This window comes from Providencia sp., assembly GCF_052096715.1.
Lineage (GTDB): Bacteria > Pseudomonadota > Gammaproteobacteria > Enterobacterales > Enterobacteriaceae > Providencia.
This window is the reverse complement of the sequence record NZ_JBQDNB010000025.1, coordinates 51,241-65,255: the sequence shown is the minus strand read 5'-3', so window position 1 is coordinate 65,255 and position 14,015 is coordinate 51,241. Positions and strand designations below refer to the sequence as shown.

The 14,015-nt window shown below is 39.0% G+C and carries 10 protein-coding genes; 5 read left to right on the top strand and 5 right to left on the bottom strand.

Features of this window, described 5'->3' with window-relative positions:
* The coding region (locus ACTH6U_RS16725) for a phage tail fiber protein (RefSeq protein ID WP_441832681.1) at nt 1-1,427 on the top strand (1,427 nt) is incomplete at its 5' end.
* 107 nt (nt 1,428-1,534) lie between these two features.
* Entirely contained in the window at nt 1,535-1,873 is a 339-nt protein-coding gene (locus ACTH6U_RS16720; protein WP_294110751.1) for a helix-turn-helix domain-containing protein, read from the top strand.
* Nucleotides 1,874-2,164: 291 nt separating this feature from the next.
* Here the strand turns inward: ACTH6U_RS16720 and ACTH6U_RS16715 are convergent, their stop codons facing one another.
* The 4 genes from ACTH6U_RS16715 to ppsR all read right to left on the bottom strand — a co-directional run bounded on the left by ACTH6U_RS16715 (nt 2,165) and on the right by ppsR (nt 5,735).
* Nucleotides 2,165-2,377 carry a helix-turn-helix domain-containing protein gene (locus tag ACTH6U_RS16715; protein ID WP_441832680.1) on the bottom strand — a complete coding sequence of 71 codons (213 nt, stop codon included), beginning with the start codon at nt 2,375-2,377 and terminating at the stop codon, nt 2,165-2,167.
* A gap of 465 nt (nt 2,378-2,842) precedes the next feature.
* The gene (locus tag ACTH6U_RS16710; RefSeq protein ID WP_441832679.1) at nt 2,843-3,169 is read right to left on the bottom strand and encodes a hypothetical protein; all 327 of its coding nucleotides are present in this window, start codon (nt 3,167-3,169) and stop codon (nt 2,843-2,845) included.
* A gap of 528 nt (nt 3,170-3,697) precedes the next feature.
* The gene (locus tag ACTH6U_RS16705; RefSeq protein ID WP_294107390.1) at nt 3,698-4,747 is read right to left on the bottom strand and encodes a 3-deoxy-7-phosphoheptulonate synthase; all 1,050 of its coding nucleotides are present in this window, start codon (nt 4,745-4,747) and stop codon (nt 3,698-3,700) included.
* Nucleotides 4,748-4,874: 127 nt separating this feature from the next.
* On the bottom strand, nt 4,875-5,735 hold the full coding sequence (gene ppsR / locus ACTH6U_RS16700; RefSeq protein ID WP_294107388.1) for a posphoenolpyruvate synthetase regulatory kinase/phosphorylase PpsR: 861 nt from the start codon (nt 5,733-5,735) through the stop codon (nt 4,875-4,877).
* Between the two features lie 275 nt (nt 5,736-6,010).
* Between ppsR and ppsA the strand changes: the two genes are divergently transcribed.
* Entirely contained in the window at nt 6,011-8,389 is a 2,379-nt protein-coding gene (gene ppsA / locus ACTH6U_RS16695) for a phosphoenolpyruvate synthase (protein ID WP_441832678.1), read from the top strand.
* A gap of 718 nt (nt 8,390-9,107) precedes the next feature.
* Here the strand turns inward: ppsA and ydiK are convergent.
* A complete protein-coding gene (ydiK, locus tag ACTH6U_RS16690) occupies nt 9,108-10,223 on the bottom strand; it encodes an AI-2E family transporter YdiK (protein WP_294107384.1) in 1,116 nt (371 codons plus the stop codon).
* A 305-nt stretch (nt 10,224-10,528) separates the two neighbouring features.
* On the opposite strand from ydiK, the gene ydiJ reads away from it, so the two are divergent.
* Both ydiJ and ACTH6U_RS16680 read left to right on the top strand, forming a co-directional pair.
* Nucleotides 10,529-13,603, top strand: coding sequence for a D-2-hydroxyglutarate dehydrogenase YdiJ (gene ydiJ, locus ACTH6U_RS16685; protein WP_441832677.1), 3,075 nt, complete (start codon nt 10,529-10,531; stop codon nt 13,601-13,603).
* On the top strand, nt 13,581-13,997 hold the full coding sequence (locus ACTH6U_RS16680) for a hotdog fold thioesterase (protein WP_294107380.1): 417 nt from the start codon (nt 13,581-13,583) through the stop codon (nt 13,995-13,997). The genes ydiJ and ACTH6U_RS16680 overlap by 23 nt, the downstream gene beginning before the upstream one ends.
* The last annotated feature ends 18 nt before the right edge of the window (nt 13,998-14,015 follow it).

The window sequence follows — 14,015 nt, the reverse complement described above, 5'->3', positions numbered from 1 at the left end:
ACAACACAGGCACAGTCACCGCGACAGCAAATAGCACTAAACTCATCGGTACCGGTACTAAATGGCTCAATAACATTAATCGCGTATCCGTAGAGCAAGCAATACAAATTCAAATTGGTGCGACAGTCCACAATAACAGTATTCAATCGATTCAATCTGACACCGAGTTAACGCTTAATTTTCCATTACCAATAGCAGCGGCGGCAGCGAAATACGTCATTCTGACAACCATGGTCCATTCCGTTTCCGATGCCATGAATAAGATTGTGTCCATGAATGGTTCAAATGTGCAGTTCAGCGACATACTCACGCGCTGGATGACCGAGCAGGGCATTATTACTGTTACATTGCCAGACCAAACCACACAGCAGCTACGCACCACCAAAGAAATGGATAAGCAGTTGGATGGAAAGTTTGATAAGGCTGGTGGAACTATAAGTGGTGAATTGACTTTAACGGGTAAATTAAAAACATTAGGCGGTGAACTTGTTGCGCAAAAACAAGGAACAACTGCATCAGTAGTTCTGAATATTAGTAATACAAACATACCCCAACTAAGCGCGAAAAAAGATGATGCGAACTGGACTAACCATAATGTGCCTGATAAATCAGGTACATTAATGCAAGTTGGTGATTTTGGGTGGGGCAAATCATCTTCATATTATGCTCCAACGAATAAAATTGCCGATTATCGAATTAACTCAATTAGTTATGCAGAAGGAAGTAAAGGGGACTCGTTTTTAGGTGTTAATAACCATTTGCTAAATATCTTTGGCTTTACAAGTAGCTCGTATGGTTATCAGGTTGGTTTCGTTGCAGGTCAAGAGAAAGTGGGATTTAGAGCCATCATTAACAATGTTGTTAAGTCTTGGCAAGAATTTTACACCACTGCAAACACAACAAAAGACTCAAACGGCAACTTAAAAGCCGCATCCCCAATCATTAAAGTCTTTGCCGACCATATTGAACTCAATGACGAATCTGAGGGAGTTGAATTAGAAAAACTCAGTACAGGTCGCTATAAGCTCAAAGGCACACTTGGTATGAATTCAGATGCATCATGGGGTGGTTATCACGGTGGACTGGTGATACCAAATGGGATTAATAATCTGCCATTAGTGTGGGCCGATTTTAAAGTTGAAGCAGACGGCGACATTATTATCGAAACACATTACAGAAAGTACGCTGACTTACCGCCTCCTGTTGTTCTAAACCGTTTAATTACCTACCCTGAATTTATGGACGAAAACGGCAACGAACTCGACAGTTACACCCCTTGCGATATTCCAAACGGCCACTGGATTGATGTTCGTGTCAATATGCCAAGTGATTCACTCTACAATCAAAAGCAAGCTGAAGCACAGAGACTCGCAGAGATAGAAGCGGAACGATTAGCAAAAGAAGAGGCTGAGAATGCAGGGATGTAAAGTTATTGTAAATTTATAACTCTAAATATTGCAAATTGTAAGTTTTAAATGTAAAAATTATGTTAACGCTTCATGATGAGATATTAATCACACCAAGGAGACATAACATGAATGATACTGGCTCAATATCTAAATTAGTAGGACTTAATCTTAAGAAGTTAAGATGTGAGGCTGGCTTCACTGCTTTTCAATTTGCTAAATTAGTAGGAATAAAAAGTGAACAGCAACTGTATCGTTATGAGCGGGGAGTTAATAAAATAGGCATAGATGAATTAGTGGCAGCTTTAAAGGCATTAGACATTAATATTGGTGAGTTTTTCGAGCGGCTTGAAAAAGAAAACTCAGTTGCTGATGATTTATTGGATATTGATAAAGAAAAACATTATCTCGAAACTCAAATGATAATTGAACCCTCTTCCCGTACTCTGCTAGTAGGTAGCGATTAGATGTCTCTATAATAACTGATGGTTAACCTACCATAATTATTTATAGGATCGATGTGCCAGCTCAAGCAGTTGGCGCATTTAAATTACTTATTAAAAAATTGCACTTCTTCTCTTTCATTTATTTCTGGTATCCACTCTTCATCATTTCATATTGCGATTAAACCGTACCTTAGTAGTAACTGAAGCGCAGCGATTTATAGAGATAGGAGCGAAACTAGTAATGAAAGAAGAGGCTGAGCGTATTGCTGAGGAAGAAGAAAGGGCAGAGCAGGAAGGCCAAGACAATTTGGCCTAATCAATATACTTGCAAATTAACTCGGACTTATTAGTACCTAACATATCTGCAATAACCACTAAGTCATCTACATAGATAGACATCTCGCCATTTTCATATTTTATATATTCATCTTCGGATATAGTCAGGTTTCTTGCTAGCTCCGAAGTTGATATATTTAGTGAAATACGCAAATTTTTAATAAATTCACCAAGAGTTCTGTTCGACATACCGTTTTCTACTTTTAGCCTTTTTTGATGATAGATGAAGGTAAGTTTCAATAAAGTTCATCACTTTTTGAGTATTGTACTCATCAGTCAGTAACCAGTTTTGATTAAGCATAAATTCATCAATCGAAATGTTTTTGTAATCTATCTCAGTTCTATAAAAAACGTATATTTTTGATAGCTCAGTGTGAGATAGCTCTCTATTTTCGTTAATACAGTTGAGTGCAAGTAAAAGCAATTGAGTTGTGTTCATAAAGTCCTCTTGAGTTGAGGCGGTATATTATGCAATGAGACTGATGAACTATATCAATATTGGCCGGATGATTTTATATAGGATTAAGATTTTGGGGCATAATTGGGGCAAAAAATTACCGCAAATGAACTAGAACTTTCTAGTAGTTCTAAATCAGCTTGCGGTAATTGTCTGTAATCCCACGCTCTTGAGTAAATATGCTAGCTATCTATAACCTATTCAATCATATGAATACTTTGGCCATAAGTACTACCTGAACCGGAAACAAATACGCCAGGCTGACCTTTTAATAGATCAAGGGCGGAACTAGCAGCTTGGTATTCAGGCGCTTGAGCATCAATAACATCAACTTGTTCTGCAACTGCAATGCTTTTAGTGCTAGGCGGGAGTGCAGATACATGTAGGATGTCACTATTTATATTTTGAGCTAAGGGAGCGCTACTGAAACCGGCTATTGCAAGTGCGATAGCAAGAGTAGAAATAGTAAATTTTTTTTCTTGAAGAATAATAGTGGTTGATGAGGGCATCAGGTTACTAGCCATAGGAAGTCCTTTCCTTATGTATAAATTAAAGCTGGCTGCCTGAATTGAGTTCTGGGTGGCTTGCCGAATAATGTGTTTTTATGCAGATTAACTATCTAAATTATTAGTCGTTCATATTATTTTGTTAAAATTAATTTACTGGCTTGAGTTTGCGTGAGTTGGTATAGCATCACTTTGATGTAATATTTTTATTTTATTATTTATATTGAGCAGCTTATGGGTATTTATCCACTGAGTTTTTACTGTTGTGATTGATGTTTTATTATAAATAAACGAATGTATTGCTGTATCTAATGGCATGCAGACCTTAAAGAATTACATTTTTCTTAGTGAGAATAATTATCGTTAAGCTGAGGTAGGATATCAAGACATTTTTGAAATATTTTATATATTTATAATAAATTATTAGTCAATAATATTGTTTTTTATATATTAATTGAGTTTATATTCGTTGGGATGAGGGGGAGGTGACTATTTTGGCAATAAGCTTTATGAAAAGCCTACGCCAAAAAGTCTATATTTCGAGGATTATTTAAATCGATAGTCAATAGCTTGAGCTAAAATTTCGATGAGTTGTTCTGTATCTTCCCAACCAAGGCATGGATCAGTGATTGATTGTCCATAAACAAGTGATTGGTTTGGTATGATTTTTTGAGTACCTTCAACCAAGAAACTCTCGGCCATAATGCCGCTGATTGCGGTTGACCCATCTTTAATTTGTTCAGCGATATCGCGAGCCACTTCTAATTGACGACGATGTATTTTCTGGCAATTACCGTGGCTAAAATCAACCACTAAGTGCTCTGCAAGTTCAAATTTACGTAATTTGTCACATGCAGCGGCAAGATCGCCGGCACTGTAGTTTGGTTGCTTACCCCCGCGCATAATAATGTGACCATGAGGATTACCTTTGGTTTGGTAAATCGTCATTTGGCCATTTTTATCGGGAGATAAAAACATATGTTGAGCTTTAGCTGCACGAATGGCATCAATCGCGATATTGATATTACCATCAGTACCATTTTTAAAGCCGACAGGGCAAGAAAGGGCTGACGCCATTTCACGATGAATTTGGCTTTCGGTGGTTCGTGCGCCAATCGCTCCCCAACTAATAAGGTCAGCAATATATTGCCCAGTGACCATATCGAGAAATTCAGTGGCGGTGGCAAGCCCTAGCTGATTAACTTCTATCAGTAATTTTCGAGCTAATCGAATGCCCGTATTGACCTGACATGAGTTATCTAAATTAGGATCAGATATTAATCCTTTCCAACCAATGACGGTGCGCGGTTTTTCAAAATAAGTACGCATCACGATTTCCAAGCGATCTTGGTAGCGTTCACGCAGTACATTTAGCTTACTTGCATACTCAATTGCCGCATCGATATCGTGTATTGAGCAAGGGCCTACGATAACCAGTAAACGGGGATCTTGGCCGGAGAGAATATTTTCAATTCTTTTTCGTGACGCTGTCACGTTTTCGGCTACTTTTTGGGATATAGGAAACTCTTCAGCAAGTGTTTGTGGCGTAATTAAGCTACCTACACGCTGAGTACGTAATTCATCTGTTTTTTGCATTTTTCTTTCTCAAAACTTTAATAGGCTGAGCCATATCAGTGATAAGGATCACAATAAACGAAAGTGGCTCAATTTCAACCTCCAACTGAGATTGAATTAATTATTTTTTATATTTTCTTTGCACGTATTAAAAAATACGTCGTTGTAATCCCATACTATCAATCACTTTAGCGGAGATTTCTTCTACAGAATAATTGGTAGTATTTAAATAATTGATCTTATTTTGTCTAAATAAGGCTTCAACTTCTGCAATTTCAATACGGCATTGGCGTAATGAAGCATAGCGGCTGTTTTCACGACGCTCTTCGCGAATAGCTGCTAATCTTTCTGGACTAATGGTCAAACCGAATAGTTTATGAGTGTAAGCACGTAGCGCTGTAGGCAGCTGCAAGTTATCCATATCATCTGCGGTGAAGGGATAATTGGCAGCTTGAATACCAAATTGCATCGCTAAATATAAACTTGTTGGTGTTTTTCCACAACGAGAAACGCCTATCAAAATAACTTGTGCTTGGTCGAGATTACGTAGCGAAATGCCATCATCATGTGCGAGGGTATATTCAATGGCAGCAATGCGCGCATCATATTGGGTCATGTTTTGCATTGATAAGCCATGAGTTCGATTGAGCTTGGGTTCAGGCTCTAGGCCTATTTCTTGTTGAATTGGGGCCACAAGGCTTTGCACGATGTCCTGACAAAACCCAGAACTCTGAGTGATGATGGCTTTAACCGCAGGTGAAATAATGGAATAAAACACTAATGGGCGCATTTGTGTCTCTTCATAAATAGTATTAATTTTTAATTTTATTTCTTGCGCCCGTGCTTCAGAGGTTACAAAAGGTAGCGTATACGACATAAAAGCGAGCGGAAACTGTGATAATACCGCATGACCTAATGTCTCAGCAGTAATTGCGGTGCCATCAGAAATGAAGAAAACGGTTCGTTGTACCGAGGCTGTACTTTTATTCATAGGGTTCAATTCGCTCATAGATTTCTTCTTTTAATGAATTTTAATGTATTTATCTCTAATTTTAGAAATATATTATATTTGATTAAAGTTTAAAAAATAGTTTATAGCGGAAAGTATAGCCATAATTTGAATGTTTTTTAGAACAAAAAAGTTTTCTTGTTAGATGGAACGATTCACCTGTCCATCTTCTCATAGCGTCTGTGCTAGTCTATTTTCCGAGGCGAGTTTTCGCCAATGAGATTTCTTACGATTTGTACTCTGTCACTAAATTGCTATAAAAAGGATCGCTTTCAATGTCCACAAATGGCCTCACTCCGTGTAATGTACTTTGGTATAACCAATTAGGGATGAATGATGTTGACCGTGTTGGTGGGAAAAACGCCTCACTCGGTGAAATGATTACCAACTTATCTGATCTTGGTGTATCCGTACCAAACGGTTTTGCGACAACCGCACAGGCGTTTAATGATTTTCTTGAGCAGAGTGGTGTTAACCAACGCATCTATAATCTGTTAGACGAAACGGATATTGATGATGTGAACCAACTGGCTATCGCAGGGGATCAGATCCGCCAATGGGTAATTGATACTCCGTTGACCAAGGAATTGGAACAAGATATTCGTGTTGCTTATCAACAGCTTTCAGAAGGTGAGTCTGAAGCATCGTTTGCAGTTCGTTCATCTGCAACCGCTGAGGATATGCCGGATGCTTCATTTGCTGGGCAGCAGGAAACCTTTCTGAATGTTCAAGGAATCGATGCTGTTTTAATTGCGATTAAACATGTCTTTGCTTCGTTGTTTAATGACCGAGCCATCTCTTATCGCGTTCACCAAGGTTATGACCACCGAGGCGTTGCGCTTTCAGCGGGTGTACAGCGAATGGTGCGCTCAGATTTAGCCTCAGCAGGCGTGATGTTCACCATTGATACTGAATCTGGTTTCGATCAAGTCGTTTTCATCACTTCAGCTTATGGCTTAGGTGAGATGGTGGTTCAAGGTGCAGTCAACCCTGATGAATTTTACGTACATAAACCAACTTTACAGAATAATCGTCCGGCTATTGTTCGCCGTACCCTTGGCTCGAAAAAATTACAAATGGTTTATGCCAACAGTAAAGAGCATGGTAAACAAGTGCAGATTGAAGATGTACCAGAAGCATTATGCAATCGTTTCTCTTTGACTGACCTTGAAGTAGAAGAACTATCACGCCAAGCATTACAGATTGAAAAACATTATGGTCGCCCTATGGATATCGAATGGGCGAAAGATGGTCATAATGGTCATCTTTATATTGTACAAGCAAGACCAGAAACGGTACGTTCTAACCAACAAGTCATGGAGCGCTATCTACTAAAAGAACAAGGGCAGGTGCTTGTTGAAGGACGTGCTATCGGCCATCGTATTGGGGCTGGTAGTGTAAAAGTCATTCATAATTTAAGTGAAATGGATAGAATACAACCGGGTGATGTTTTAGTTACTGACATGACGGACCCTGATTGGGAACCTATCATGAAAAAAGCAGCAGCAATTGTAACTAACCGTGGTGGGCGAACTTGTCATGCTGCAATTATTGCTCGTGAGTTAGGTATTCCCGCCGTCGTTGGCTGTGGTGATGCGACCGAATGCTTGAAGGAAGGCCAACAAGTCACAGTTTCTTGTTCAGAAGGTGACACGGGCTTTGTGTATGAAAATAAACTAGAGTTTGAGATCCACAGTTCTGAAGTGAGTGACATGCCAAGTATTGACGTGAAAATCATGATGAATGTAGGTAATCCAGATCGTGCTTTTGACTTTGCATGCTTACCTAATGAAGGTGTAGGTTTGGCAAGACTTGAGTTTATTATCAATCGGATGATCGGCGTTCACCCAAGAGCACTTTTAGAGTTCGATTCACAAACTCCTGAAATACAAAATGAAATACGAGCTATGATGGCGGGGTATGATGATCCGATAGAGTTCTATATTGGAAAATTGACTGAAGGTATTTCAACATTAGCCGCTGCCTTCTGGCCTAAACGGGTTATTGTTCGTTTATCTGACTTTAAATCTAATGAATATGCCAATCTAGTGGGTGGCGCTATTTATGAGCCAGAAGAAGAAAATCCAATGTTAGGCTTCCGTGGTGCGGGTCGCTATGTTTCAGATAGTTTCCGTGCGTGTTTCGCGCTTGAGTGTGAAGCTGTTAAGCGTGTTCGCAATGATATGGGACTGACAAATGTTGAAATTATGGTTCCATTTGTTCGTACTGTAGCACAGGCCGAAGCAGTTGTAGCTGAGCTAGCGAAGCATGATTTAAAACGCGGTGAGAATGATTTAAAGCTCATAATGATGTGCGAGATACCGTCTAATGCATTACTTGCCGATCAATTCCTTGAGCACTTTGATGGCTTCTCGATTGGCTCTAATGACATGACCCAGCTAACTTTGGGATTGGATAGGGACTCTGGCGTTGTATCTGAGCTATTTGATGAACGAAATGACGCCGTTAAAGCACTGTTGTCCATGGCAATTAAAGCGGCTAAGGCACAGAACAAATATGTCGGCATCTGTGGTCAAGGTCCATCCGATCATCCTGATTTTGCTCAGTGGTTAGTAGATGAAGGTATTGATAGTTTATCATTGAATCCTGATACTGTAGTACAAACATGGCTAATGATTGCAGAAAACCAATAAGCTAGGTATTTAGTTAAGCGAAAATGGTCAACATAGAAATACTTTGTTGGCCATTTTTATTAATTAAAAATATCAATTGATGAAATAGGTATTAGCTATCAATTATTTTTAGACTCTAGTCTCAAATATTAATTAGGGACTATCTGGAGTTAATATAAATAGAGTTGTGTTTAGGTTAATACACAAATAGAGAGTTTTTTGAAATGAGAGCAATCAAATCCTGATTAATTAATTGTGGTTAGGTGGGGGATTTAATTAAGTGCAATTACTCGCATGTTGTGTAATAAGGTGAGAGGTTAATAAAAGTAGTTTGAATAGTTATTTATAATGAATATGAATATTATTCATATTAAATAGCAGATAAAAAAAAAGCCTATCATGGGCTGACAGGCAAAGACTACACACAGCAATTTTGTTGATACAGCCAAGCTTTATAAAGAAAGCATGACCCAGATATTCATTTAATTCAAAGTAAATTCAATAAGTTGATAATAATCTAATCATATTGCTTAATCACTAAGAACACTCTTAATATATATTACTCATTATACTTAACAGGAATTGCATCCAGTTGTTTAATGGTATCACACATTAAGATAAAAACTAATTTTAGAATGTTAAATATTGTTTCTAAATATTAATGAGAATTATATCATGAAAGTTATGTAATAAAAAAGCATGTTTAATATCAAACATGCTCTTATAGATTAATTAAAAACTATTTCTTAATCAAAAATTCTTGTTCAAGAAACTTTTCTGTTTCAGCTAAGTTTTCATTTGGAACTGCAACTTCATTCATCCATGCATTAAGTAAGCTATAGGATACAGCAAGTACGACGGGCCCAATAAATAAACCAATCATACCGAATGAGAGTATACCACCAATAACACCAACAAGAATGAGAACCATCGGTAAGTCGGCGCCCATTTTAATTAGCCATGGCCTTAATACACCATCCATTGTTGCCACAACAGCAGCCCAAACCGTGAGTATAATTCCCCATGTGTTATCGCCTGTCCAAAAGAGCCAAATAACGGATGGGATCATAATAAGAAGAGGGCCTAATTGAGCGACACAACAAATAAAGAGTAAAACCGTTAGGATGGCCGCAAAACTTATACCTGAAAGTGCTAATCCTATCCCGCCGACAATGGCTTGAACGAGTGCTGTCACGACGACACCAAGAGCAACTGCACGAATAGATTGCGCAGCTAATATCACTGCCGCATCACCACGAATACCAGCTAAACGAATAGCAAAATGGCGAATAGCTAACATGACGGCTTCACCTTTGAGATACAGCAAACCACTAAACAAAAGCATTAACATCAGGTGGAAAATAAAGCGACCCGCATTAATAGCCTGTATGGCAAACCATCCGGCAGCTTGTCCTAAATAAGGTTGTACTTTTGCTAATAGGGCATTTCCGCCACTAGCTACTAGGCTGTGCCACGCATAGTAGGCTTTTTTACCCACCATTGGGATTTCGTTTAACCATTCTAAATTAGGTAGCGTTAAACTTGCAGGTGACTTTGCGATATCAAGTAAAGGGGAACTATTTTGGATAATACTACCAATAAGAATACCCAGTGGGATGACAAATAATAGCAATATTAATGAAACCATTGTTAATGCTGCTAACCAACGTTTATGCCACAACCGCGCTTCAATTTTTAAGAGTAAAGGCCAAGTGGCTATGACCATCATACCCGCCCAAACAAAACCAAGAATAAAAGGGCTAAGAACCCAAAAACAGGCTGCTATCATTAAAATAATCGATAACAGGCCAAAGATTAGTTTGGGAAGATCCAAACGTTTTTGCGATTTTTCCATTAATGATTAATCCTTAACAAATGAAAATTCTGCAGGTGTATTGCTTTTTTAGGTGAAAATAACGTAATTATTTTTCACGGTTAAAAAAAAGAATATTGTGATATGGTTTATCACTGACAATGTCGTCGGCGGTTGTACTTTCTTTATGGGCTTTACGGGGCCACAAGGGTGTTTTTTATATACCTAGGCACCATTGTGCTACTTATAAAAAAGTTGTGCTAGTTAAAATAAAGTCTACTTAGAATTATTAAAGATAGTACATAACGAGTAATGCGAACACTAAACAAATAAGAGTCATCGTAATAATGATCCCGCGTATATCTGAAGCACCTCACCTAAGTAAATTAGTTATCGAATTTTTGCATCAATTGCAAGAGCAGGGTTTCACTGGCGATAGTGGTACAAGCTATGCTGAGCGTTTATCGATGGCGACAGATAATAGTATTTACCAGTTGTTACCACAAGCGGTTGTTTTTCCTCGTTCTAGTGCAGATGTACAGATTATCACCCGAGTAGCAGGGCAAGATAAATTCAGAGAGTTAAGTTTTACTCCTCGCGGTGGCGGGACAGGAACCAATGGACAATCCTTGACGGAAGGGATTGTGGTTGATATGTCGCGTTATATGAATAGAATCTTAGAGATAAACCCTGAACAGGGTTGGGTAAAAGTTGAGGCTGGGGTAATAAAAGACCAGTTGAATCAGTTTTTAAAGCCTTATGGTTATTTTTTCTCGCCAGAACTTTCGACCAGTAATCGTGCAACTTTGGGTGGGATGATTAATACGGATGCTTCAGGGCAAGGTTCTTTAGTTTACGGTAAAACGTCTGACCACGTACTTGATGTTAAAGCGATGATATTGGGAGGCGACTGCATTGATACACGGGCTATGCCAATTGCACTCGCCCAAACGATTGCGTCAGAGGATTCGGTTGTTGGCCGTATCTATAAAACAGTGTTAGAACGTTGTTTAGTACAACGGCCTCTGATTGAAGCAAAGTTTCCTAAGTTAAATCGTTTTCTAACGGGATACGATTTACGACATGTTTTTAATGATGCACTTACTGAATTTGATCTTACCCGTATTCTAACCGGCTCAGAAGGATCACTAGCTTTTATAACGGAAGCAACACTTGATATTACGCCAATACCAAAAGCCCGCCGATTAGTAAATGTTAAATATGATTCATTTGAATCAGCCCTGCGTAATGCGCCTTTTATGGTGAATGCTAAAGCGCTTTCTGTTGAAACTGTTGATTCTAAAGTGTTGAATTTAGCTCGTGAAGATATTGTATGGCATTCGGTTAATTCGTTGATTACCGATGTTCCTAACAAAGAAATGTTAGGTTTGAATATTGTTGAATTCAGTGGTGATGATGTCGTTGAAATTGATCAATTAACCGATAGCCTATGTTTACGCCTCGATGACCTAATGGCAAATAATGAAGCAGGGATCATTGGTTATCAGACTTGTCATGACCTCGACGATATTACGCGTATCTATAATATGCGTAAAAAAGCAGTTGGCCTCTTAGGTAATAGCAAAGGGGCGGCAAAACCGATTCCTTTTGTCGAGGATACTTGTGTCCCACCAGAGCATCTTGCTGATTATATTGTTGAATTTAGAGCATTATTAGATAGTCATCAGCTGAATTATGGTATGTTTGGGCATGTGGATGCAGGGGTGCTGCATGTACGTCCTGCGCTTGATATGTGCGACCCAAAACAAGAAGTTTTAATGAAACAAATTTCAGATGAAATTGTGGCATTAACGGCTAAATATGGTGGACTTTTATGGGGCGAACATGGCAAGGGTTTTAGAGCACAATATAGTCCTGAGTTTTTTGGTGAAGAATTGTATGGCGAGCTACGTAAAATAAAAGCTGCATTTGACCCAGACAATCGTTTAAATCCAGGTAAAATTTGCCCACCGGCTGGACTTGATGCACCAATGAAGCAAGTTGATGCAATTAAGCGCGGAACTTTTGATAGGCAGATTCCAATTCAAATGCGTCAAGAGTTTCGCGGTGCCATGGACTGTAATGGTAATGGATTGTGCTTTAATTTTGATGTTACAAGCCCAATGTGCCCATCAATGAAAATTAGCGGTGAGCGTATTCATTCACCAAAAGGGCGAGCAACATTAGTGCGAGAATGGCTTCGTTTATTGTCAGAGCAAGGTGTTACACCTGAAAATCTCGAAAAAGGCATTAAACAAAATAAACCTTCGTTACGTGGCTTAATCGATAAAACTCGCAATTCTTGGCGAGCAAAACAGGGAGATTATGATTTCTCTCATGAAGTTAAAGCCTCGATGGCGGGTTGTTTAGCCTGTAAAGCGTGCTCAACTCAGTGCCCAATTAAAATTGATGTGCCATCATTTAGAGCTAAATTTTTAGCGCTGTACCATGGGCGTTACTTAAGGCCAATACGCGATCACATTGTTGCGAATGTTGAAGCAAGCGCGCCATTATTGTCAAAAGCACCTGCTATTTTTAATTTCTTTTTGCGTCAATCCGTTATTCAAAAATTGAGTGAGCGTACGATTGGCATGGTCGATTTGCCGTTATTTTCGCAACCTACTTTAAAACAAGAATTATCAGGGCATTCAGCAACCGCAGTGACACTCGAACAGCTCGAGAAGATGACGCCATCACAAAGAGAGCCGTATGTTTTAGTGGTACAAGATCCTTTTACTAGTTATTACGATGCCAAAGTGGTGGCTGATTTTGTTAGACTAATTGAAAAAATTGGTTTGAAACCCGTGTTATTACCCTTTTCGCCAAATGGTAAAGCTCAACATATTAAAGGTTTTCTGGCAAAGTTTGCTAAAACAGCAGGTAAGACAGCCGATTTTCTTAATCGAGTCGCAAAGCTACAGCTTCCTATGGTGGGAGTCGATCCCGCATTGGTACTGTGTTATCGAGATGAATACCAAGAGATTTTAGGTAAAGAACAGTGTCAATTCACTGTTATGCTTGCGCACGAATGGTTAATAACTTTACCAGAACCCGAGAATACCAGTGAAATAGCTGGGCAACCTTGGTATTTTTTGGGGCATTGCACAGAGTCTACTGCATTGCCAAATAGTGCAAATCAGTGGGCTACATTATTTGCTCGTTATGGACAAAAACTAACTAATGTCAGTGTTGGATGTTGTGGAATGGCGGGTACTTATGGCCATGAAATCGCCAATATTGAAAATTCAAAAGGGATCTATAATTTATCATGGAAGCCTGCATTAGATAAACTTCCTAAAGAACGTTGTTTAAGTTCTGGATATTCATGCCGTAGCCAGGTAAAACGTATGGAAAATACTATTATAAAGCACCCAATTCAGGCGCTGTTGGAGATATTTAATGATTTGGAGACGTCAGTTTAACTTGCAACAAATGTCAGAAATGGCAAAAGGCTGTATGTTAGGCCATCTTGGCATAGAAATAACCGCATTTGGCGACGATTTTCTTGAAGGAACAATGCCTGTTGATGAGCGCACTAAGCAACCTTTTGGGCTGCTGCATGGTGGTGCTTCAGTGGTATTAGCCGAGTCTTTAGGGTCTATCGCGGGCTATTTATGCAGTGAAGGTGAACAGCAAGTTGTCGGACTTGAAATTAATGCAAATCATATTCGTTCTGCACGAGAAGGGGTTGTGAAAGGGATTTGTCGACCGATTCATTTAGGGCGACGTCAACAAGTGTGGAATATTGATATTTATAACGAAAAAGGACAACTTTGTTGTACTTCTCGTTTGACCACCGCTGTGATTTCTGAGTAATAATATCGCCCTCAAGTT

What these genes read in the sequence shown, in the direction of transcription:
- ACTH6U_RS16720 (WP_294110751.1), top strand. Translation starts at nt 1,535, where the DNA reads ATGAATGATACTGGCTCAATATCTAAATTAGTAGGACTTAATCTTAAG.
- ACTH6U_RS16715 (WP_441832680.1), bottom strand. Translation starts at nt 2,377, where the DNA reads ATGTCGAACAGAACTCTTGGTGAATTTATTAAAAATTTGCGTATTTCA.
- ACTH6U_RS16710 (WP_441832679.1), bottom strand. Translation starts at nt 3,169, where the DNA reads ATGGCTAGTAACCTGATGCCCTCATCAACCACTATTATTCTTCAAGAA.
- ACTH6U_RS16705 (WP_294107390.1), bottom strand. Translation starts at nt 4,747, where the DNA reads ATGCAAAAAACAGATGAATTACGTACTCAGCGTGTAGGTAGCTTAATT.
- ppsR (WP_294107388.1), bottom strand. Translation starts at nt 5,735, where the DNA reads ATGAGCGAATTGAACCCTATGAATAAAAGTACAGCCTCGGTACAACGA.
- ppsA (WP_441832678.1), top strand. Translation starts at nt 6,011, where the DNA reads ATGTCCACAAATGGCCTCACTCCGTGTAATGTACTTTGGTATAACCAA.
- ydiK (WP_294107384.1), bottom strand. Translation starts at nt 10,223, where the DNA reads ATGGAAAAATCGCAAAAACGTTTGGATCTTCCCAAACTAATCTTTGGC.
- ydiJ (WP_441832677.1), top strand. Translation starts at nt 10,529, where the DNA reads ATGATCCCGCGTATATCTGAAGCACCTCACCTAAGTAAATTAGTTATC.
- ACTH6U_RS16680 (WP_294107380.1), top strand. Translation starts at nt 13,581, where the DNA reads ATGATTTGGAGACGTCAGTTTAACTTGCAACAAATGTCAGAAATGGCA.